Below are 22,848 nucleotides of genomic sequence, written 5' to 3'. Positions count from 1 at the left end.
GGGTAAAACAGAACAAAAACTGAAATACCATGTCCATTCAATGTCCACACTGCGGGAATGCCATTCCCGAATCGGCAGCTTTCTGCCCTCTTTGCGGCAATGCCACAGGCTATGCACAACGCCCTGTAGCAGGCAATAGTTATTATGGTCAGCAGCCGGGTAATGCGAACAACAGCACTAAGACCTGGCTGATAGGCATCATCACGGGCTTGGTGGCACTGATACTTATCTTAGGCGGCATCTTCTTGTATATTCACAGCCAGAACGCCAAAGAGGAGCGCCGGCAAGCCGAGGTGGAGCGTCAGAAGGCCGAACAGGCGCAGCAGGAGGCCGACCAGGCTAAGAAACTGGCAGACGAGGCAGAACAGAATGCCAAGAAGGCACAGGAGCAGGCTAACCAGGCCACAGCCGCTGCCGAAAAAGCCAAAGCCCAGGCACAGGCCGCGCAAGCGCCACAGGCGAACGACATTTCCATACCTTCGTATGCCAGCCTGTCGGGTGTGCTCAACGGCGACAATGTGTCGTTCGACGTGTCGTGCAACTATGGCGATAATTACTATGGCACGTTCAATAATTATACGCAGGGTGTTTCGTGGGCTGTTACCGGCACACTCAACTCCCGTCGCATGCACCTGAAAACGACGGAATACGGCATCTACTGGACCTTCTCTGCTACAGGCGACGGCCGCGGCAACTATTCGGGCCGTGCGCGCCACAAGAGCGGAAAAGGCTATTCCTACCGCGTTTCGCTTTAGAGAAGACAGAGGTTTTGGAGTATTCGGAATGTTCGGAATACTCTGAATACTCTGAATACTCTGAATACTCTGAATACTCTCAACCCTCCGCTATCCTACTATAAAAATGGTTGGTAGTTTTGCGAGGTTGGGTGCGGGGTGTTTTTTCCAGTCGGCTATGGTTTGTGTGCGGATGTATTCCTGCTCTGTGGATATGGCTGCTGCTATGCACAGGCGTGTGCCGGGTCGGCAGGCAGCGATAATGTCGCTGAGCATTTTGTGGTTGCGGTAGGGTGTTTCTATGAAGATTTGCGGTTGGTGTTCTGTCTGGGCGCGCGCTTCGAGTTGCTTGATGCGTCGTGTGCGCTGTGTGGGGTCGATGGGCAGGTAGCCGTTGAAGGCGAAACTCTGTCCGTTGAGTCCGCTTGCCATGAGTGCCATGAGTATGGATGACGGTCCCACGAGCGGTATGACGCGCATGCCTTCGCGCTGTGCTATCGCCACGATGTCGGCGCCCGGGTCAGCCACGGCGGGGCAGCCTGCTTCGCTGATGATGCCTACTGACTCGCCGCGTCGCAGTGGTTCGAGATAGGAGGCAAAGAGCGCTTGGTCGGCGTGTTTGCCCATGGCGTGGAAGGTGAGGGCATCGATGTCGATGCTGCGGTCCACGCTTTTGAGGAAGCGGCGCGCTGTCCGGATTTCTTCCACAATGAAGTGGCGTATGGAGAGGATCACTTCCTTGTTGTATGCCGGAAGCACCTGCTCCGTCGGTGTAGCGCCGATGGGGCAGGGTATGAGGTAGAGTGCAGGTGTCATGTGTGTGTGATTTAGAACACTTTGAGTTCGTTAAGGAAGATAAGGAGAATGCCGATGGGGCATACGAAGCGTATCATGAATACGAAAATGGGGAATATGGGGAAACGCTTTGTCCCGCTGTTGGTCATCTGTTTCCACCACACCCGCTTCGAGAGTCGCCACCCTGCAAAAATCGTGATGAGCATACCGCCTATGGGCAGCAGCCATTTCGCCGTGACATAGTCGAAGATGTCGAAGAGCGCCATGTCGAAGAAGGTGAGTTCGCCTTTGAGCGCTCCGAGCGACAGTGCGCAGAGCACGCCTATTGCAGCCGTCGAGAGGCTTACTAATGTTGCAGCCTTCCTGCGGCTCCAGTGGAGCGCTTCGGCGAGGTAGGACGTAACGGCTTCGTGTATGGATATGGCGCTGGTGAGTGTGGCAAGGATGAGCAGGAGATAGAACGCGAGGCTGACGATGTACGACAGCCATGGCAGTCCTCCGAATGCGCTCTGGAACACGTTGGGCAGCGCTTCGAAGAGCAGCGACGGGCCTTTCGACGGTTCTATGCCTGCCGTGAATACTGCGGGGAAGATGAACACACCGGCGAGTATTGCCACGAATGTGTCGATGGCGCCGATGGACAGCGCCGACTTGCCGAGGTTGGCGTCGTCCTTAAAATAGGAGGCGTAGGTGGTGAGTATGCCCATACCGAGGCTGAGGGAGAAGAACGCCTGTCCCATGGCGGAGAGCACTGTGGAGGTTGTTATCTTCGAGAAGTCGGGCTTGAAGAGAAAGTTGAGTCCTTCCTTTGCGCCGGGCATGGTGAGGGCACAACCCACGAGGAGGAGCAGGAGGATGAAGAGTCCCGGCATGAGCACCTTCGACGAGCGCTCGATGCCTTTCGTTACACCCTGCACGATGACATAGTGGGTGATGCCCATGAAGACGATGAGGCAGAGGATCTGTTTCCACCATGAGCCCACGAATTCGGCGAAGAAGTCGGAAAACACCGCTGCCGATTCACTACTCTGCGCCATGGTGCTGAAGCCGTTCACAGCCGCTTCGCCGGCGTACCATAGTGTCCACCCTGCCACCACGTTGTAGTAGCACAGGATAAGGAAGGGTGTGAGCACTTGCAGCGGTCCGAGCCATTTCCAGAGGCTTCCCGGTGCGAGTACACTGTACGACCTTCCCACACTGACGCGGCTGCTGCGGCCTATCATGAACTCTGAAATCATGACGGGCAAACCGAAAACGATGACGCAAGCCAGATAGATGATGAGGAATGCGCTACCGCCGTTCTCGCCCGTTTCGGTGGGGAAACGCCATAGATTGCCGAGCCCTACAGCGGACCCTGCCGAGGCGAGGATAAGTCCTAATTTTCCGGAGAAATTGCTTCTTGACATGGGTTGTTCTTTATTTTCTTGAAGTAGTTCTTTTTTCTTGAAGTTATCGAAGTTATTGAAGTTATCGCTTCGCTCGAAGTTAACGACGTTACCTCTTTATCTTTGAAGTTATCGAAGTTATTGAAGTTATCGCTTCGCTCGAAGTTAACGACGTTACCTCTTTATCTTTGAAGTTAACGAAGTTATTGAAGTTATCGCTTCGCTCGAAGTTAACGACGTTACCTCTTTATCTTTGAAGTTAACGAAGTTATTGAAGTTATCGCTTCGCTCGAAGTTAACGACGTTACCTAATGCTAATTATTATTACATATTCTCCTTTCTGTTATTTGTCGGTCTAAAGTATCGTTGTTAACTTCATTAACTTCGCTAACTTCGTTAACTTCGAAATTCTTTAACTCCTTTCTGTTATTTGTTGGTCTAAAGTATCGTCGTTAACTTCATTAACTTCGCTAACTTCTTAACTTCGAAATTCTTTATCTTCTTTAAAACTTCGCTCAAAGAGTTTACTTCCTAAAGACATAAATCACCGAACTGCTTCGCTGTGGTTTGCCGAGTGCCTTGAAATAGCAAATCAGGCCTTGCCATGCACCGCGGAGGAATGTGGCGCTCTTGCCGCGGTATTTCTCGCTGAGCATCGACACATAGAACGCATCGAAGGGCATGGGGTGTATCTTCTGCAGTTCGAAACCGTGCTTTTCGCCGAATGCCTTCATCGTGTCGGGCTGGAAGTGCCAGAGGTGGCGCGGTGTGTCGTATGCTGCCCAGTAGTCCTGATAGTGGTCGGCATCGGCGCTGCCGCAGTTGGGCACAGCCACTACGAGTGTGCCGCCCGGCTTGAGTGTGCGTGCTATGTGCTGCCACGACTCGTTGAGTTGCTGCAGGTGCTCCATCACGTGCCAGAGCGTTATGACGTCCTTCGAGGCGGTGTCGGTCTGAGAGAGGTAGTCGTTGTCGTGGATGTCGAGGCCGAAATGCTCCTTTGAGAATTTTCTTCCTTCAGCACTCTTCTCGATGCCTTCCACCTTCCACCCTGCCTGCTGCATGGTGTGGAGGAAATAGCCCGTGCCTGTGCCGATGTCGAGGATGGTGCCTTTCTCCATACCTGCCGCCTGCTGCACGAGTCGGCTCTTGCGCTTGAGCATGTGGTTGCGCACGGCGTGGTACACCTTGTTCATCACGCCTTCGTTCGTGTCGCTCAGCGAGATGTAGTCTTTCGTTTCGTAGTAGGGCCCCACCACACTCTCGTCCGGCGCGTCCTGTGTGAAAATGAAGCCGCACTTGCTGCAACGGCAAACATCGAACTGTTCACCGCTCGCATAGAAGTCCGTGCACGTGCGCTCCTTGGCGAATTCCGTGCTGCCGCAGAGGGGGCAGGTGTCAAGATGGAACTTCGGCTGCCCGTCGGTGTTTGTCTGCTTATTCTGAGTCTCTTGCGTCATAATTCTTTTCCTTTTTGCTTTTAAAGAGCAAAATTATGAAAATTTTTTGTGAAGCACTGCCAGACCGGGCCGAAAATATTTAAACGTTATGGCGTTATTGCGTAATGACGTTATGACGTTATATCGTTATATCGACATTGTTCCCATGCACCTGGGATAGTCGCTGCAACTCCAGAATTCTTTGCCTGCGTTGACGCCTTTTTTTTGCCACGCGCCTGATCATTGGCTTGCCGCATTGCGGACACGGCGGAGCATCGGCATGGGCGCTTTGCTGTTTGCGGTATTCGAGGCGTTCTGCCGTCAAGCCCTCGGTGAAGCCTCCTTCTGCCTTGAAATCCTCAAGCTGGCGTTCTATCTGCCGGCTTATCATCATCACCAAACGCCCCGTGAGCACTAACAGACAGTTCGCCACGACGATCGAATCATCACTCTTCAGCCACCGGTCAAACTTATGTTTCTGGGCAAGGATGTGAATACTGCTTTCATGCAGCACGTCATCTTGATAACCCGGTCGGTCGAGCCGGATATTACTGACGGTATTGTATTCAGAAGAATGGATTGACCATGGAATGATCTCCTATCGCAGGAGCCAGTTAAGATAGTCGTTCGCCAGTTCGGATAGCGTTGCGCGCGCCACGTCCGTCAGTTTCATCTCCGTCTCTTTTGAAGTGGCATGGCGCGAATTGCCTTCGGCTATATTTGCAGGGGCAGAGCGTGCCGCCTGCGTCATCTGGTCATACTGTCGTCCGCCCGGGTCGTTCGAGTTATTCAGGAAACGCGAACAGAAATCCTGTGTTGCCAACTGGATGACATTAGCGAGCACCCACGTGTCTAACCAATAATATCCGAAGCGCGTGATTTGCATTGCCATTTTTTTGTTGATTTTTTTCGTTATTTCGTTATTACGTCATAACGAAATTTCATTTTAAGATCAAAGCGTGCAGCCCGAGGGGCCGCACGCTTTCTGAATATTTCTCTTTTTTACTTCACCTCCTCTAATCTAAACGCTATTGTGTATCAGATATTTACAAATACACGTGAACGATAAGAGAATATAAAAGAAGCTGTAGTGCCAAGCAAAAATAGAAATCCACAAATCGCTATTTGTGTTTCTTGCCAAGCACCTTTTCTTCTAACTCTAGCAGATGCTCTATGATGTTCGCGTCTTTATCAATTGACACTAGTGGTTTCCTTTTTTAGTCCTAATGCACTTAATGACTCATTAAACATTTTCTGTCTCTCTGATTTTGAAATTCTATAGTGCTCATTCATAAAAGTATCAAAATCTGCAAGAGGATTAAAAGACCAAAGAATGCCATCTTCCTCATATTTTGCCGCTTTACTGTAATAATTATTAAATATGGTATGGAAACCAAATCTGGCAAAGGCTTGTTTATGCCATATTAGCGTGTTTATGGACATTACAACAACCGGATGACACATTTGATTTGGTAGTTCTTTATGGATTAATTCTTTATACCATGAATTTATAATGCTTGATATGCCTGGGATTACAAGATGAGTATCTTCTAATACTAAAACAGGATAATACGCCACTTCATCTGGGATATTATCATCAAATTCAAAAGTATCTTCATCTATTCTAGTCATTAGGTTAACAAGCTGTTTTACACCCAAGTCCTCTGGCTTTTTTTTCTCCTTGCGTGTTTTGTCTGTGTTATGGGTTGACTGATATAGCTTTTGTTTCAATAAATCTAGTAGTTCCGAAATGTCAGATTTGTCTTTTATCTCACCTTTTATTCTTATTGCTTTACACTCAAAAAGTATTATATTATAATCTTCTCTAATATAGAAATCTGGTTGTCCGTCTTTCTCTGCTGGAGAATTCAATTCTTCTACATCGTGTTTAGAAGGCAAATAGAATGACGTATACTTTGAAAGAGCAGCAAGGACAGCGGGTTGAAACAACCGTCGCTCAACAAATTCTTTATTATAAAAACCAAAAGCATTCTTGACCCCATCCTTTATATCGAAGAATAGACTGCTATATAGTCTCTCCAATAGCAAGTGTAGACTATAAATCAAATATTTACCATCATCAACCCTCACCAGAGGGTGTGAGCGGAAATTTCTATAATCTACATTATTATCTCTAGATTCTGCATCTTCTGCATCATATGGTATAGTAGCCGTTATGTCAATACAGAGATTATCCAGCACCGGCTTACTTATAAGATGATGTTCATCTTTCAACTGATTATAGTCAAAGACAGGACATGCTTTTACACCACTCTTCAAATAATCCATTGATAGTGTCACTAATGCCCCCCAAGTTTTGGAATACTCATCCATTGAGTTAATCCCCATCTTTTGCAAGAATAGTTCATGTGCATTAGCGCATTTAGGATAATTCTCTATGAAACCCACAAGTTTCTTATAGTGTGTAACCTGACGAACAAAGGTATCACTCTGATTTTGATTAATGATATCATTCTGTACATAGTTGTTTGCAAACAACAGCGATGCTAAATCCAAATTATCAGCATGGGTATAAGCCATCAAGTGTTCATTAAGCATCAGTATTGAACGAAACATATCATATTCAAAATCTTCTTTTTGTCCTTTATTCTTATACTCTTGTACCGGAATAGAAAAGGCCACTCGCATCAACTCTAATGCTGTTTTTACGGTACAATAGCAAACTCTATCCTGCCCTGTTGAATTAAGATAATTAGATATCCTTTCATTTAGACTTGGAATATGTTTCTTGCTTGCCTCTGAGAAAAAAGTATTATTATTGTCTGGAATAAAGGCAGCATTGCTGTAATTATTGCACAGTACATGACAGCAACGAACAATATACTCGCGACTATATTTCTTCAGTATTGTTCGCACATCCAACTCTTTTTCTTTTGGGAATAAGTCGTGGAACTCTAGTATTTTTTGCACTATCAACTCCATTCTAATTAATTGATGTCAGGAATTCCTCATGAAATCTTCGAAACATGAATTTACTGTGTATGCCATTATAAGCTTTTTATTGAAAAGAAGTGCAAAATAGATGCCAACCAACCAAATGGTGGCCATATGGTAATAATAAGGGAAAAGTATATCAGTCATGTCACAGTATTACTGACAATTTGGCGTTTTCTTCAAATATTTTGCGATTTTCACTCATTTTTATCTCCAAAAAGAATAAATTTGGCAAAAAACATGTATCTTTGTACTCGGATTATACATTATTATAATATGGATAGCAAGCATCTCAACCGAATTAAAGTCGCTTTAGCCGAGAAAGAAAAAACTAACAAGTGGCTGGCTGAACAATTAGGCAAAGACCAAGCTACCATCTCCAAGTGGGTGACGAATACAACGCAACCTAATTTGGAGATGCTGTTGCAAATAGCAAAAGTGCTGGAAGTTAATGTAAACGAATTAGTACGTCCTTTAGAATAATGGCTAACGTAAAAAACGGATCATTCAGGGAAAGTATTATTGACAGATGTCTCCAAAGTAGAAGGGGCTATTCCACTCAGGAGATATTTGATAGATGCAATGATGCTTTGGAACGTCGTGGTGAATTACCCATCAGTGCTCTGAACACCATTCGTAACGATATCTTATCCATTGAGAACCGTTGGCATATTGTGGTGGAACAGATTCGAAGTGGGCGTGAAATCAGGTATCGCTATGAAGACCCGCACTTCTCTATTTTTAACACGCCGTTGAATGAAGAAGAGATAGCCCAACTAACTCAATCTGTGTCCATGCTTCGCCGTTTTGAGGGGATGCCTGGATTTGAATGGGTTGAAGAGATGAGTGCCCATCTTCAAGAAACAGTCAGTGCCCGTCCAGAGCCTGTTATTGGTTTTGATGAGAACAAGGAACTGAAAGGCATGTCTTTCTTTACGCCATTGTTCAAGGCCGTTTCAGAAAAGAAAGCCATCAAGATTAAGTACTACACCTATAGGAGTAATAAGATTATTGAGGGGGTCATTCATCCCTACTATTTGAAAGAGTACAATCAAAGATGGTTCCTATTTGCACTCAATGATGAGTACAAGAACATATCAATCTATGCGCTTGACCGAGTTGAAGCAATGGGAAAAACTTCTGCTAAGTTCATCCCGAATACAGAAATTGACTTCTCGCACTATTTCGACAATATAGTTGGAGTTAGCGTTAAGTCGGATGAAGTACCCCAGACCGTGAAGATATGGGTTGATAAAGAGCAACTGCCTTACACCCTATCAAAACCTCTGCATAAATCTCAAACAGTGATTGAGGAGAAAGAAGATGGTGGCGCTATAGTTGCCATCAAGGTGATACCGAACTTCGAGTTGGAGCAACTTCTTCTTTCTTTTGGAGAACGCTTTGAAGTATTGGCTCCATCTTCACTGAGAGATAAAATTGCAGACAGAATTAAAAAAAATATGGAAAAGTATCAATAGGTTCAGTTAAATTGAACGTGTAATACTTACCTTTGCGCCCAGAAATCAAATGTGAAACCCAAAACTGAGAGCAACATGGTAAAGATGCAAGAGACAAACAAGATGGAAGTAGCAAACAACATGAACATTGAGAACAAGCTAAAGCGAATTCTCAATTTGTTCTTTGGAATGAATCCAAGGAACAAGTTTTGGCTTCTCGAAGTCCTTTTGCTGGCTAAGCGAGGAGAGCTTGTTATTTGTAATAACGAGATTGAAGCCGACGACTTCATTCTCTGTGTAGTTGACACCTCCATACTCGCGGTTACTGGTGGCACGGAAAAGACGCTACAGGATTGGAAAGAAAAAGGTGTTAAGGCACAATATGCTGTCGGACGAACGACTGCTGAGATTAAGAAACTATTCTCAGAAATTGATAATGCGTTCTCAGAAAGAGGGCAAAGTCAAAACAAATTCTTTGCCATAAAGCAGATGGAGCCTCTTGACTTAATGGAGATTATACACATATTGTGTACCCTTCCAGATGATTGGTTCCAGTCAGGAGTTGGTATATTTACAGAAGAAGTGCTCTCGTTTATTGCCCGTAACGAAGGTAAGGCTGGGGGGATGTTCTTTCAACCAATTCAAGTCACCCGCCTAATGACACGCCTGCTTGGGGCAACAGAAGGTTCTGTTTACAATCCATATGCAGGGTTGGCTTCTTATGGCATGTTCCTTAACGATAAGATCGATTATCACGCACAAGAGATGTCACAGATGTATCTTATTGCGCGATTAAACCTCCTCCTTCATGGAAAGGATGATAGCCATTGCGTGCAGGGTGATTCTGTGTCAGAGTGGCTTGGACAATCTTTTGATTATATTGTTGCAACACCACCATTCCATGCTCGTATAAGCGATGCCAAACACGATACGATGGAGGCAGACTTCTTTACTAAGGCCTATAACCAAGCAAAGAAGAAGGTCGCCGCTATAGTGTCGGGGTGGTTTTGTGCCGCTACAGGTGGACTCTCATTTTCTATAAGGAAAACCCTCATTGAAAAGGATCTGGTGGAGTCTGTAATTAGATTGCCCAATAATCTATTCTTTGGGACTAACATTGCTACCTATGTTGTCATTTTGAATCGAGAAAAAGAGCATAAAGGGAAGGTGAGATTTGTTGATGCTTCTGAGTGCTTCATAAGGCAAGGCATCAATAATTTGTTGGATGAAAAAATGGTAATCTCACTGCTTCAAAGTGAAGATTCCAATCATTCTACAATCGTAGATAAGAGTATCTTTTTCTCCAATGGTTGTTCTTTCATTCCCGAAAGGTATATTGCGAGAATGCTATTAGAAGCAAAAGACGGAGAAAGAACTATCGCTCTCGAACATATTCTTCAACCTTGTTCCAGGAAGGAAATAGAGTTGAAGGAAGGGCAACATCCCATTGTCATTTTCCCATTCCCAGAGCTGCAACTTTCTATAAAGTCCAGCGACATCCCCCCAAAGGATGTGAATACCCATGTACCGGCATACCAAATAGATGAGGATTGTATAATAGTTGATACACGCAGACAGCCTCGGTCTGTTTATGTCAAATTGGATGGTTCACCAGCATATTATATGCCATATTATCGTGCCTTCAAAGTTGATACTTCTATTGTATTACCTGAATATCTTGTAATTCAATTGCGCCAACCTTATATGGCAAAGCAAATCGTAGATGGAACTGGGACTATTGTTAGTCGAGGTGTAAGTGTACTTTTCATGACAGCAAAGATGCTTCTCCCTTCATTAGACGAGCAAAAGGCTGCTGTCATTCGTTATAAAGAACAGTTGCTTCAAGAGATGGGCGTTCATCTCAACGAACTTAATGAGAAGCGTCTGAAGGACTTTGAAATCACTCAGCGTGAACGAAAGCATGCTGTGGGACATGTGTTGGGTGACATATATCCAGCGATTTTAGATGTTAGTGACTTCATTCAACTAAATGATTCTGTTAGTAAGGATTCTATAGTTACGCGACAAGGTGATTCCCTTGAAGAGTACGTCCTGAAAATTGTAGCGAATGTGGAAAAAGTAACTAAAATGGTTCAGCATTTTACAGATGTCGAAAAGTTCCATTCTCCTACACCATTGAATGTAGAGAAATCGATAAATGCCTACATTCAAAAGAAAATAGCAAAGAACTACGAGGTGGTATTGGAGTATTTGGATGAGGGAGAGTTGATTATCAATATCTCCGAAGAGGATTTACACCAAGTTTTTGACAATCTAATCAATAATGCTGAGAAATACGGTTTTATTGACAAAAAACGATATGACTACAAGGTCAAAATAACAGTTTCTTCCTCAGAAGACGGACTAAAGGCCATTATCCATATTAGGAACAATGGCATTCCTGCGTCTAAGCATTTTGATGTAAATAAAATATTTGCTTGGGGTGAAGGCCATGGTGATGGGATTGGATGTAACCAAGTTAAGAATATTATTGAACATTTCGGTGGTACTGTTAACTACACAGAAATGGGAAATGAAGCTGATGGTTTTGTTTGTGATTTTGAGATTGTTTTACCTTTAACAAATGACATTAACAATGATTAAAAACATACTTTGGATTGACGATAACCCGTCGAACTCCCTCATAAATCGTGCTTATAACAAGAAGAAGATGAATGTTGTAGCAAAAGAATATGTGGATGCAGGAATTGAAGAACTGCTGAATCCATCAGTAAGTTATGATGCTATCATTCTAGATGCTAACTGCGTCAAGCATAAGCCCGGTTCTGAGGAGGAAAAGAAAGCCAATACAACGGTCAATGCTTTGAGTTATGCACTAATGCGTATTACAGAGAAACATATTAATCTACCATGGTTTGTGTATTCTGCTGGTGATTTTGAAGGAGAAAGCTCCATTGCAGTTATCGTCAATGGCTATGAAAGGTCGTATGACGATAAACCATATTATTCAAAACCAGCTGAAATGGAGATCATGCTTGACAAAATAGAGGAAGTCATTGCTAATTCTGACCTTTACAAAATGAAATCTAAATATCCCCAAATATGCGATTTCTATTCTCAAAATGATATCATTGAATTAATGGTTGATTATGAAAATATATCGAAATTCTCTGGAGATGTGAATATCCCCCACAAAGTGAGGAACATGCTTGAAATGGCATCAGGACACTTATATAAAGCCGGAATAATCTTCTTTGATGTAAAGGGTTCTGACATTAACAAATGTAGCCAGTTTATTGGAAAAAACGGAGGATTAGTGCCTTCCTATATTCAACGTGCTTTTCATAGCTTAGTTGACTATGCAAATCCTGGTTCTCATTATGAAACAATTATCAGGGCTGCTATCCAAAATGGGACAGCTCCATTCTTGAACACCCAAGCATTTAACGAATTATTGACGGTTCTTCATTGGTGTGCATCACTAGATATGTCAGAGGATGCCGTAGCAAAAAGATTTCTAGATAGTCGAGAATGTGCGAAGAATAATAAATTCAAGGTCTACTATTTTGAAGGAGAAGTAGAGAAAGACGACATAGGCACAATTCATTGTGGGCCTTATGTTCTTGACACAAAAAATATACCTACAGCAGAGTCTCTTATCGGAAAACGAATTGGAGTTGCCTCAAAAGACGAAAACCAAGATGAGAGAACAAAGAGAATGTATAAATTCATAGTAAAAAAATACGTCATAGTTTAAATATATGGCAAAGAAAGTAAGTAAAAAAGAAGAAACACTGAACCTTGATAATATATTGTTCAAGTGTCGAGATATATTGAGGCAAGCAAAGAACTCAGGATCGTTCTTTGAGAAGCGTGATATGATGCTTACTCTCGTGTTCCTCCGCTTTATGGGCGAGAAATACGAGGATGGCGTGGCTTCGCTTCGTCAGCGACTCATTGAGGAAGGGTTAGACCCAGACGATGAGGAAATCATCAAAGCTTTCTTTGATGACGCAACCTTTGCTGATGGTACATTTGACTTGCCGGTAGAGGCTCGTTGGTCAACCATCATCAATACGGCTGCACCCCAACTGAATGTGGCTCTTGATACCGCTCTTCGCAGTATTGGTGAAACGAATCCTACGCTGAAAGGTTGTTTTGTGGAAGGTACATTCACTCAGCGCAATCTTGGTGCAAACGACATGAAGAAGATTGTGGATGAGGTCAACAAGATTAGCCATAAGACTTTTGGTGAGGAGAAAGACCTGATAGGCCGCGTATATGAGTATTTCCTGAAAGAGTTTGCCGTTAACGCCACGAAGGAGGAGGGCGAGTTCTATACACCACATGATGTTGTTCAGCTCATCGCAACTGTTATCGAACCATTCGATGGTACTCTTTACGATCCTTGCTGTGGTTCTGGTGGTATGTTCATACAGAGTACTGACTTGGTGAAAGCCAAACAAGGCGACATCAGCCGTATCAATGTGTATGGACAGGAGAAAGAGGCAGCTACTTATCGTCTGGCAAAGATGAACCTCGCTTTGCGTGGTATCAGTCATAATCTGGGTCCGGAAAGCGATTCCACTTTCACCAAAGACCTGCATAAAGGCCTTTACTTCGACTATATTATGGCCAATCCACCTTTCAACTTGAAAGGCTGGTATAATGATAATCTGAAGAACGACTCTCGCTGGACAGACTATGCTACACCTCCAGAGAGCAACGCCAACTATGCATGGATTCTTCACATGCTTTCTCACCTGAAACCTCTTTCAGGTGTGGCTGGTTTCTTGTTGGCTAATGGCGCTTTGGGTGACACTGATGCTCTTGAAATCCGCAAGGAACTGATCAAGAACGACAAGGTGGAAGCCATCATCATTCTGCCGAGGGAATTGTTTATCACGACAGATATCAGCGTCACCTTCTGGATTCTCAACCAGAATAAGAAGGGTGGGAAATATCATGGTCGTCAACTCAGGAACCGGGAGCATGAAATACTCTTTATGGACTTGCGCCAATGGAATGAGAATCCTGTCAAGGGCGAACAGAAGAAGAAGGTGCGTCTCATTGCGGAACAAATTCAATATGTGGCAGATATCTATCATCAGTGGCAGTCTGAGGGAACAGACGGCAACAACTTTGCTGTACCAGAACTATATCGCAGCGTGGGCATTGATGAGATTGAACAGAGCAATTGGACACTGGTGCCAAGCAAGTACATCGAGTTCGTCGACCACGACCTTGAAATAGACTATCCCAAGGAGATGGCTCGCATTCAGCAGGAAATGAAACAACTGATGCAACGAGAAAAGGAATCACAAAAGATGCTTGAAGAAGCATTCGGGGGAATTGGATATAGTATTAAAGAGGGAGAGTGATTATGGCAAGTACGATACAGTATAACAACAAAAGTGAAGAGAAGAGTTTCATTAGCGACCTTCGAACAATAGTATCTGCCGCCAGAGATACCAGTTATCGCATGGCCAATATGATGCAGGTAGTGCAAAACTGGCTAATTGGCAGACGTATTGTTCTGCAAGAGCAGCAGGGAAAGGCTCGCGCAGACTATGGTAAGCATGTCATAGAGCTGGCCTCCCAATCGTTAACGGAAGAGTTCGGCCGAGGCTTTTCCGAAACTCAAGTGAGAAATTATCGCAAGTTCTATTTGGCTTTCAGCAATTTACTAATTCAGCAGACAACGCCTGCTGAATTTAGGTCGAAGCTTGCATCAATTCAGCAGACAATGCCTGCTGAATCTGTTTCTAATGGAATCGTGTTACCCGTCCAATTATCTTGGAGTCATTACGAAAGGCTGATACGTGTTGCCGACCCAGAAGCCCGTATGTGGTATATGCAGGAGGCTGCCACACAACAATGGGACTATCGCACTTTGAAGCGTAACATAGATTCTCAATATTATTATCGTCTGACTCAGACGCCCGAGATAAAGCGGCAAGAGGTGGTAGATGAGATGCACCGTTTGACAGCCGACTACGAGAAAGAGAAATCAACGTTTGTTAAGAATCCCATGCTTGTAGAGTTTCTTGGACTCAGTCACCGGGAAGCTTTCACGGAAAGCAAGCTCGAACAAGCCATACTTGATCATTTGGAACATTTCCTCATGGAGATGGGCAAGGGGTATGCTCTCGTTAATCGTCAGATGCATATTCATACTGAGGACGATGATTATTACATAGACTTGGTGTTTTACAACTATCTGCTGAAATGCTTTGTCTTGGTTGACCTCAAGACCACCAAAGTGTCGTATGAGGATGTTGGGCAGATGGATATGTACTTAAAACTTTTCGACACCTACAAGCGTACCGAAGGCGACAACCCGACGATTGGAATCATACTTTGCTCGGAAACCAATGCCGACGTAGCACGTTTCTCGACGCTTGCCAGCAACAAACAGATGTATGCCTCAAAGTATCTCACCTATATGCCTTCAAAAGAGGTATTGGCTCGTGAGATAGAGCAGCAGAAAGAAATTTTCCGTTTGCAAAATAATGGAGAAGAGGAGAAATAGCCTATGGGACTGAAGAAATATAAATTGGGAGAATACATTGAGCGTTCCACAGCCAATAATCGTTCCTTGAAATATAAGGAAGATTTGATAGTTGGCGTTACAAGTGATGGAGTTTTCTCTCTTCCGAAAGGCAATGTTCAAGGAGTTGATTTGAAACCATACAAAATCGTGAATAATGGTGATTTTGTTTATAATCCCTCACGATTTGATTTAGGCTCCATTGCTTATAGAACGGAGGGCTTGTGTATTGTGTCTCATCTCTATCAAATATTCCATTTGAATGAGAAGGGGAAAGAAAAAATAGATCCTATTTGGCTATTTATTTATTTGCGTCGTAATGAATTCAGAAGAGAAGTTACTTTCAGAAATTTTGGTAGCCAAAGACCTGAATTTAATTTCAATGATTTAAGTGATATTGAATTACCGCTCCCTTCCATCGAGCAACAGCGTAAATACGTTGATGTTTATTTGGCTCTCCAAAACAATCTCGCTGCCTATCAAAGCAAAGTGGAAGAATTGAAACTTGTCTGCGATGGGTATATTGAGGATTTAAGAAGAAGGATGAAATGCGAAAAGATAGGTCCATATATCAGACCTCGTGATGAACGAAATTCTGATCTCAAAATTAATTTGGCGCAAGGAATCACTAATGATAAAGAATTTGCTAACCCAAAACAAGTTGCTGATGCGGAAACAAGTGCCAAAATAGTTCGTAAAGGACAATTTGCATACAATAGAGCAACCACAAGAAATGGCGAAAAGATTTCCATTGCCTATAGAACGGGCGATGACTGTGTTGTTTCTTCTGCATATCAAATTTTTGAAATATCGGCTAATGATAAATTATATCCAGAGTATCTTATGATGTGGTTCAAGCGTTCTGAATTTGACAGGTATGCAAGATATATGTCAAAAGGAAGCGCACATGAATTTTTTGAATATGAAGACATGGAAGATGTCCAAATTCCGATTCCATCAATTGAAATACAAAAAGCCATAGCCTCCATCTATAATGTCTATAAAGAGCGTCAGCGTATAGCAGAAGCACTCAAAGAACAACTTAAAAATATATGCCCTGTGCTGATTAGGGGAAGTTTAACAGAGTAACAATAGAAAGCAATTATGAATAATAAGAATCATGCGAAAGATTATCTATCGGAGTTTGCAAATAAAAAACCAGGATGGTTAAAGGCTTTGATAAAAGATGCCATTGAAACAAATGGAGCTATTGAAGAATCGCGTATAAATGAGATTTTTGATAATCTATTAAATGGTACCCCATTACAGGTACAAACTTACAATCTGTCATCAGCCCAACAGTCATCCCAGAAACTGTTGTTTGAATCCCTTACACATATAAGTGGTGTAAATGCATTATGCGAAAACCAAACAATAAAGTTTTCGCCAGATGTTACTGTTTTGTATGGATTAAATGGTTCAGGGAAAAGTGGCTATTTTAGAATACTAAACAATATCTCTGGTGGGGTTTACAAGGAAATAATACCCAATATCTATGCGAATGAAGGGAACAGAAAGAACATAAATGTTTCCATAAAGTATAGACTTTGTAATACGTCAATACATTATAGTTGGAATGATTCTCATGCTAAACACTTTGATTTTCAAGGGGTAAAAGTTTTTGATTCTTCATATCTTAATGGGCTATTGCAAACAAAAAAACCTGATGAAACAATCATTTATCCTTTAGGATTGCATTTGTTTGGCTATATTGCCCAAATATTAGACAATTATACATCTAAACTTAATGAACAAATTGAATTAACGAAAACAGGTATTCCTGTTATTCAAACAGAAGAATTGAGCGATAGCGTTAGAAGTAAATTTATTAGTCATGAGGATTTTAGTGTAAGTGAGCGTAAGGTTCTAACCGAAAAGTTTAACTTTTCAGATATTGAGAATAATAGCCTAACTGAAAAAGAGAATGAATTAAGGCAGTTACAGCAAAACAATTTTCAAGACTCGATAAATCTCAGATCAAAGCAGAATAAAGAACTTTCTTCTTTTGTAGATAAGCTTAATTCTGTAATTCGAGATTTGAAGTCCTATGAAGAAGAACTTGCTAAGGCTTTGATGGCTTTTGAATCTGCCAAGAATAAAAATGAATCTGCTCGTAAACGTTCAGAAGTTTTGAAATGTTTGCCAAAGTCTGATACACAGGAGTGGAAATCCTTTATTCAAGCGGGGCATAATTATTCTGCACTATGTAATCAAGAAAGACCAAAAAGATGTCCATATTGCCATCAAGAATTAAGAACAGACGAAGCTATTCGTATTATTGATGCATATGCTGATTTTCTGAGTGATACATCAGAAAAAGAATTAAATAATGCTTCAAAAAAACTCTCTGCTATTAGGAGTAAAATTGATAAACTTGATGTTGCAGTAACGCTAACCGATGAAGTGAAGAGTGTAATAACAGATTCTATTGAATTACAAAAGAAAATCGAGCAACTATCAGCGTATAAGACATTATTACAATTTGTAAAAAGCACAGAGGAAATTCAGATGCCAACAATGAATTTCTCTGCTGAATTAGAGATTATAGAAAATAAGCAAAATGAGCATGTAGACGCCATAGAGAAACTTAATGCGTCAAAGGCTGAGAAAGAGAAGAAAATTGAAGAATTGCAAAAAGAAATAGCAAGATTAAAAGAAAATAATGCTATTTCCAAGCAGAAAACAGATATCGAGAATTACTTCTCTATCCATGACAAAATTAAAGCAATTGAGAAAAAAAAGTCAGAAACGAAGACTAATCAGATAACTTCCTTGGCAAATCAAGCCCAGAAAACTCTATTGACTAACACGTTGAAAACCAACTTTGAGAAAGAATTAAAAGCTTTGGGACGTCAAAAACTGAATGTTGAACTTGAGGTCATTAATGGTAGTAAAGGGAAGTGTAACACTCAATTGAAATTGACAGGCAATAATTCCGTCCTAGAGATTCTTAGTGAAGGTGAACAAAAAGCTGTTGCCTTGGCAATGTTTTTTGCGGAAATCCGAGATGAGAATTATCCTATAATTCTGGACGATCCGGTAACAAGTTTAGATCATGAAATTGCGGGAATGTTGGCTAAAAGACTTCTTGATTTTAATAAACAAGTTATCGTGTTTTGCCATAATAAATTGTTTCTTGATGGATTTGAAACATCAAAGGATAATCATGTATGTAAAACAATAGATTCGGCATGTAACAATCACAAAGGAAAACATATTAGGATATATAAAGTTGAAGGTATTGGCAACGATAAAGGTATACTTTCTAATTATAAAGGCGATAATTCAAGCGCTTTGATTAGAGAAATCAATAAAGAATTGAATAAAAAACCTTTTGAGGAATACATAAAGGTTTCAGCTTTAATAAGACGATCTGTTGAGAAGATAATTGATGAAGATGTTTATAAAAATCAATTACCACCTAAAGTTAGTAATAAGACTAGCAGAATACAATGGGATGTTATTAAATCGATTAATTCTAAACCAGACCTTATAGACAAACTTAAGATTATTCATGACACGGTATCTGAAGAAATTCACGATGGAACGACAAGTTCAGAGAATCCAATAACGGTTGATAAGCTAAAGGAATTATCTAATGAATTGACAAAAATAAAAGGAGTCTTTAATGCATGACATCCTTGATAGGATTGAATGATGAGATAATATCGATTTATATTATGGCAAAATTAAAGAATATCAATGGTCACTTTGTGGAGAGCGATTATGAGAATGCTCTCATTGCTTTCCTTGAAAGAGAGGGATGGCAGTATCTGTTTGGTGACTCTATATCACGAGCCAACAGAAAAGAAGTGCTTTATATGGATGACCTACTTCAGTTCTTGAAGGATAACAATAAGAACGTGAAGGACGAGGAACTGCAAAGAATAGCAGATAACGTCAGGCTGGTAGGTGCAGACACGGATTTTGCCACATTGCATAAAGTCTATAAGTGGATGGTAAATGGTGTGCCTGCCGTTGATAAGGACGGAAGGCCAACGACTGTCAACTTGATAGACTTTTCCTGCTTAGATCATCCGCAGCAAAAAAACACAAATATCTTCCGCGTTGTCAACCAGTTCACGGTGGAATACATCAATAATGGTGCAGTAAAGAATCGCCGTCCTGATGTGCTGCTGTATGTAAACGGAATACCCGTCTGCGTAATAGAACTGAAGAATCCTGCTGATGCCAATGCCACGATTGAAGATGCCTGGGAACAAATCAATATCCGCTATTGGCGAGATATTCCAGGACTTCTGCACTATTGTCCGTTGGCTTGTATCAGCGATGGAGTAAAGACTCGATTGGGAACAGTCCGTACACCTTACGAACATTTCTATGCTTGGCGGCGCGTAGAGAATGGCGATAAAGTAAGCACCATGCCTTTCGACGAGTTGGAGACAATGGTGAGAGGTGTTTATCGCCCAGAAAGGTTTTTGGAGATATTCAGGGACTATGTGTATTTCCAAGATGAGAACTTTGACAGTGACGAAAAGGAAATTGTATGCCGCTATCCGCAGTTTTTTGCCACGCGACTTCTCAGGGAGAGTGTCATCAAATCGGTGAAGACAAAAAGCGGTAAGGGTGGAACTTATTTTGGTGCGACAGGCTGCGGAAAGACCTATACAATGGCATTCCTTGCCCGTCAGCTCTCATTGCGTTGTGCAGCAGAGATAGGCTCGCCAACTATCTTGATGATTGTTGACCGTGAAGACCTTCAAAAGCAAGGAGCAAAACTCTTTACCAAGAGTACTGAGTTTCTGGGCTTGGGCGAGGTTTCAGTTGTGCCAAGCCGCAAAAAGCTGCGTGAAGAACTTAGTCTGAGAGATAGCGGAGGTTTCTTCATCTGCACTATCCAGAAGTTCTGCGACAGGAAGGATGACCCGATTGGACTTGTCAATGAACGAAGCAACATCATCTGCTTCAGCGATGAAGCACATCGTACACAGATAGAAGGCTCAAAGCGTATTCAGTTCAGTGAGGATGCAGACGAGAATATGCGGGCCATGATATCAAAGCCATACGCCAAGGTTCTGCGCGAAGCCTTGCCAAATGCAACATTCGTAGGCTTTACAGGAACACCCATCGCTGAAACCTACCAGACTTTCGGTGACGAGATAGACCGCTATACGATGGATCAGGCTGTTGCGGACAAGATAACTGTGCCTATCAAGTATCATCCACGCATAGCCAAAGTACTGCTGAATCAGGAGAAAGCCAAAGAGATTGAGGCTTATTACGCCAAGTGCGCAGACGAAGGTTCAACAAAAGAGGATATTGCAAAGAGCAAGAAGGCCATGAGCTCGTTAGAGATGATACTTGGCGAACCCGACCGACTCGAAAAACTTGCCGTTGACATACATGACCATTACGTGTCTTCTGTTGCCAACGACCCAGACAGAGTACAGAAAGCAATGATAGTATGCTCAAATAGGAAGATTGCTTACGACTTGCTGTTGAAATTTAAGGCTCATTATCCTGAATGGTTTGATGAGAGGAAAACACCTGAAGATGTCAATGTTTCGCCAGAAGAGCTTAAAGAACTGAAGGAAATGCCGACTATAGCGATGGTAGCCAGTGTTGGAAGTAATGACGAAAAAGATATGTACAATTATCTTGGAGGAGTGAAGAACGACCAACGGTCGGAAGACTTGGATGCTGCTTTCAAACAGGTACATTCCAATTTCCGAATTGTCATTGTTGTGGATATGTGGATAACGGGTTTCGATGTGGAATGTCTTACCTACATGTATAACGATAAGCCGTTGCAGAAACATTCATTGATACAGACCATCAGCCGTGCTAACCGAAAATACCCAGGCAAGGAGTATGGCTTGATAGTTGACTATATCGGCATTCGTGACCAGATGTTGGAAGCCAGAAAAATGTATGGTGGCGACAATTCTGTTGCATTAACCGAAGATGACATAGAACAGGCTACTCTCATCTTCCGTGAGTACATGGAGATTTTGAAGGCTTTGTTCAGAAATTATGATCTGACCCCATTCCTGAATCCGGAGACAGGCCCTATAATAAGATATACACTGTTGGCAAGAGCTGCGGAGTATGTTTTTTCGTCAAATGAAAGTTTTAACACTATCAACAAGGATGGAAAGAAAACAAAAAAAGTTTCATTCAAGACTTATTTTCTTCAAAATGTAAAGAGAATGCGCAAGGCTTACGACCTTTGTCAGCCTTCTGGAGAACTTGGTGAAGAGGAATCTGCTCTGGCACAATGTTTCATGGCTATTGCAGGTATGGTCTATAAGATGAATGGAACTGATGCTCCAGATACCGACACTATGAATAGGCGAGTAGCAAAGATGGTGGAAGAAGCTTTGAAGTACAATAATGTGGAGAGCATTCTTGAAGAAGGTGAAGAAATGGACATCTTTGGACCAGAGTTCACAGAAAGGCTTGATGAAATTAAGATGCCAGCATCAAAGTTGGAAACTCTAATAAAACTTCTTCGAAAACAAATTACAGAATACGGGAAGACAAATCAGATTGCCTCGAAAAAATTTCAGGATATGTTGGAGGCTACCATTCAGGAGTACCATGACAGGCGCAAATTCCTATCGGAGCAAGAAGCTGGCGCAACTCAGGAAGCAACGGCAGAAAGTATCATCAAGAATGCCACTGAGCAGGCTCTTAACATTCTCAAAGGTATGCAAGCCGATAGAGAGAGTTTCCGCAAATTAGGACTTACTTTTGAGGAGAAGGCATTTTATGATATTTTGATTCATTTAAGAGATAAAAACAACTTCGAATATGGAGAAGACAAGGAGGTGGATGGTATTTTTATCAACGATAAGTGTAAGAGTCTTGCATGCAAGATTCGAGATATCATTGATGCAAAATCGTCCTTTGCTGATTGGCTCAATAATCAGCGAGTTCGCGACCAGTTGAAACAAGACATCAAGATTTGCCTTGTCAAGAATGGCTATCCACCTCAGTACACTCCAGAAGTGTTCCGCGAAGTAATGGAGCAGGTGGAGAATTTCAAGGAAAACGAGGATGTGGATTATAATGATGTAAAGACTACTTCTATACCTGTGATTTCCATGTACGCTCCTATTGAAGAAAGCGAGATGATGATGGCAGCAGAGCCATTTGAGTGCTATAAATGGAATCGCTTTGATCAGAACATCATAGATTTCTTTGGGGGTGATAAAACCATCATTGTGGGGTGTGCCAAGGACAAGAAACAGAAAGAATGGATTCTCGCGCATAGTATATATAATGTAAGGCTAGGTAAGACCAAGGGTTCTATGGAAGAGCATAGAGAGATGTTCGGAAGAGCTTCCCTTTTAATCCTTTATGAATTCGGTAAACCTGATAAGCTGTCAGCCTATACTATTACAGGGCATAAGGAGATGGGCAGGGAAGAACTAAAAGCGATGAACTATCCGAATAAGAATCCGCGTAAGAGTTACATGACTTTCTCTATAGAACCATTAGACATAGATTTAAGTCTTTTGACAAATCATGGTCTAATAGAGAAGCTAATAAAGATAAACCCAGTAAACGAAAAAGGTATGCCAGTGTTTATAGAACCGTAATACAAAT

At 42.2% G+C, this 22,848-nt stretch carries 16 protein-coding genes; 10 read left to right on the top strand and 6 right to left on the bottom strand.

What is annotated here, in order from left to right; all coding sequences use genetic code 11:
- The first annotated feature begins 29 nt into the window (after positions 1 to 29).
- Positions 30 to 755: a zinc-ribbon domain-containing protein gene (locus C7Y71_RS11785; protein ID WP_193215959.1), complete on the top strand. Its 726-nt coding sequence runs from the start codon at positions 30 to 32 to the stop codon at positions 753 to 755.
- Positions 756 to 845: 90 nt separating this feature from the next.
- On the opposite strand, the gene C7Y71_RS03690 is transcribed toward C7Y71_RS11785, so the two are convergent.
- The 6 genes from C7Y71_RS03690 to C7Y71_RS03665 all read right to left on the bottom strand — a co-directional run bounded on the left by C7Y71_RS03690 (position 846) and on the right by C7Y71_RS03665 (position 7,296).
- A complete protein-coding gene (locus C7Y71_RS03690; RefSeq protein ID WP_111899272.1) occupies positions 846 to 1,550 on the bottom strand; it encodes an SAM-dependent methyltransferase in 705 nt (234 codons plus the stop codon).
- An 11-nt stretch (positions 1,551 to 1,561) separates the two neighbouring features.
- A complete protein-coding gene (locus C7Y71_RS03685; RefSeq protein WP_111899271.1) occupies positions 1,562 to 2,935 on the bottom strand; it encodes a sodium-dependent transporter in 1,374 nt (457 codons plus the stop codon).
- Between the two features lie 503 nt (positions 2,936 to 3,438).
- Entirely contained in the window at positions 3,439 to 4,374 is a 936-nt protein-coding gene (locus tag C7Y71_RS03680) for a class I SAM-dependent methyltransferase (RefSeq protein ID WP_111899270.1), read from the bottom strand.
- A 118-nt stretch (positions 4,375 to 4,492) separates the two neighbouring features.
- Positions 4,493 to 4,786: a four helix bundle suffix domain-containing protein gene (locus C7Y71_RS03675; protein ID WP_146739491.1), complete on the bottom strand. Its 294-nt coding sequence runs from the start codon at positions 4,784 to 4,786 to the stop codon at positions 4,493 to 4,495.
- Positions 4,787 to 4,951: 165 nt separating this feature from the next.
- The gene (locus C7Y71_RS03670) at positions 4,952 to 5,245 is read right to left on the bottom strand and encodes a four helix bundle protein (protein ID WP_111899268.1); all 294 of its coding nucleotides are present in this window, start codon (positions 5,243 to 5,245) and stop codon (positions 4,952 to 4,954) included.
- A gap of 299 nt (positions 5,246 to 5,544) precedes the next feature.
- A complete protein-coding gene (locus tag C7Y71_RS03665) occupies positions 5,545 to 7,296 on the bottom strand; it encodes a hypothetical protein (RefSeq protein ID WP_111899267.1) in 1,752 nt (583 codons plus the stop codon).
- Between the two features lie 288 nt (positions 7,297 to 7,584).
- Between C7Y71_RS03665 and C7Y71_RS03660 the strand changes: the two genes are divergently transcribed.
- The 9 genes from C7Y71_RS03660 (at position 7,585) to C7Y71_RS03620 (ending at position 22,841) form a co-directional block, all read left to right on the top strand.
- On the top strand, positions 7,585 to 7,791 hold the full coding sequence (locus C7Y71_RS03660) for a helix-turn-helix transcriptional regulator (protein WP_111899266.1): 207 nt from the start codon (positions 7,585 to 7,587) through the stop codon (positions 7,789 to 7,791).
- Positions 7,791 to 8,786 carry a helix-turn-helix transcriptional regulator gene (locus tag C7Y71_RS03655; protein ID WP_111899265.1) on the top strand — a complete coding sequence of 332 codons (996 nt, stop codon included), beginning with the start codon at positions 7,791 to 7,793 and terminating at the stop codon, positions 8,784 to 8,786. The genes C7Y71_RS03660 and C7Y71_RS03655 overlap by 1 nt, the downstream gene beginning before the upstream one ends.
- A 102-nt stretch (positions 8,787 to 8,888) precedes the next feature.
- A complete protein-coding gene (locus tag C7Y71_RS03650; RefSeq protein WP_193215958.1) occupies positions 8,889 to 11,369 on the top strand; it encodes an N-6 DNA methylase in 2,481 nt (826 codons plus the stop codon).
- Positions 11,362 to 12,483, top strand: a complete 1,122-nt coding sequence (locus tag C7Y71_RS03645) for a hypothetical protein (RefSeq protein WP_111899263.1) — start codon at positions 11,362 to 11,364, stop codon at positions 12,481 to 12,483. The genes C7Y71_RS03650 and C7Y71_RS03645 overlap by 8 nt, the downstream gene beginning before the upstream one ends.
- Positions 12,484 to 12,487: 4 nt before the next feature.
- Positions 12,488 to 14,107, top strand: coding sequence for an HsdM family class I SAM-dependent methyltransferase (locus C7Y71_RS03640; RefSeq protein ID WP_111899262.1), 1,620 nt, complete (start codon positions 12,488 to 12,490; stop codon positions 14,105 to 14,107).
- Between the two features lie 2 nt (positions 14,108 to 14,109).
- Entirely contained in the window at positions 14,110 to 15,258 is a 1,149-nt protein-coding gene (locus C7Y71_RS03635; protein WP_111899261.1) for a PDDEXK nuclease domain-containing protein, read from the top strand.
- 3 nt (positions 15,259 to 15,261) lie between these two features.
- Positions 15,262 to 16,365 carry a restriction endonuclease subunit S gene (locus C7Y71_RS03630; protein ID WP_111899260.1) on the top strand — a complete coding sequence of 368 codons (1,104 nt, stop codon included), beginning with the start codon at positions 15,262 to 15,264 and terminating at the stop codon, positions 16,363 to 16,365.
- A 15-nt stretch (positions 16,366 to 16,380) separates the two neighbouring features.
- Positions 16,381 to 18,912: an AAA family ATPase gene (locus tag C7Y71_RS03625; protein ID WP_111899259.1), complete on the top strand. Its 2,532-nt coding sequence runs from the start codon at positions 16,381 to 16,383 to the stop codon at positions 18,910 to 18,912.
- Positions 18,913 to 18,956: 44 nt separating this feature from the next.
- Positions 18,957 to 22,841 carry a type I restriction endonuclease subunit R gene (locus tag C7Y71_RS03620; protein WP_111899258.1) on the top strand — a complete coding sequence of 1,295 codons (3,885 nt, stop codon included), beginning with the start codon at positions 18,957 to 18,959 and terminating at the stop codon, positions 22,839 to 22,841.
- The last annotated feature ends 7 nt before the right edge of the window (positions 22,842 to 22,848 follow it).

The sequence above is a fragment of the Pseudoprevotella muciniphila genome, from assembly GCF_003265305.2.
Taxonomy (GTDB): Bacteria; Bacteroidota; Bacteroidia; order Bacteroidales; family Bacteroidaceae; genus Alloprevotella; species Alloprevotella muciniphila.
The sequence above is the reverse complement of the archived record's forward strand: the minus strand, read 5'-3'. Positions and strand labels throughout refer to the sequence as shown.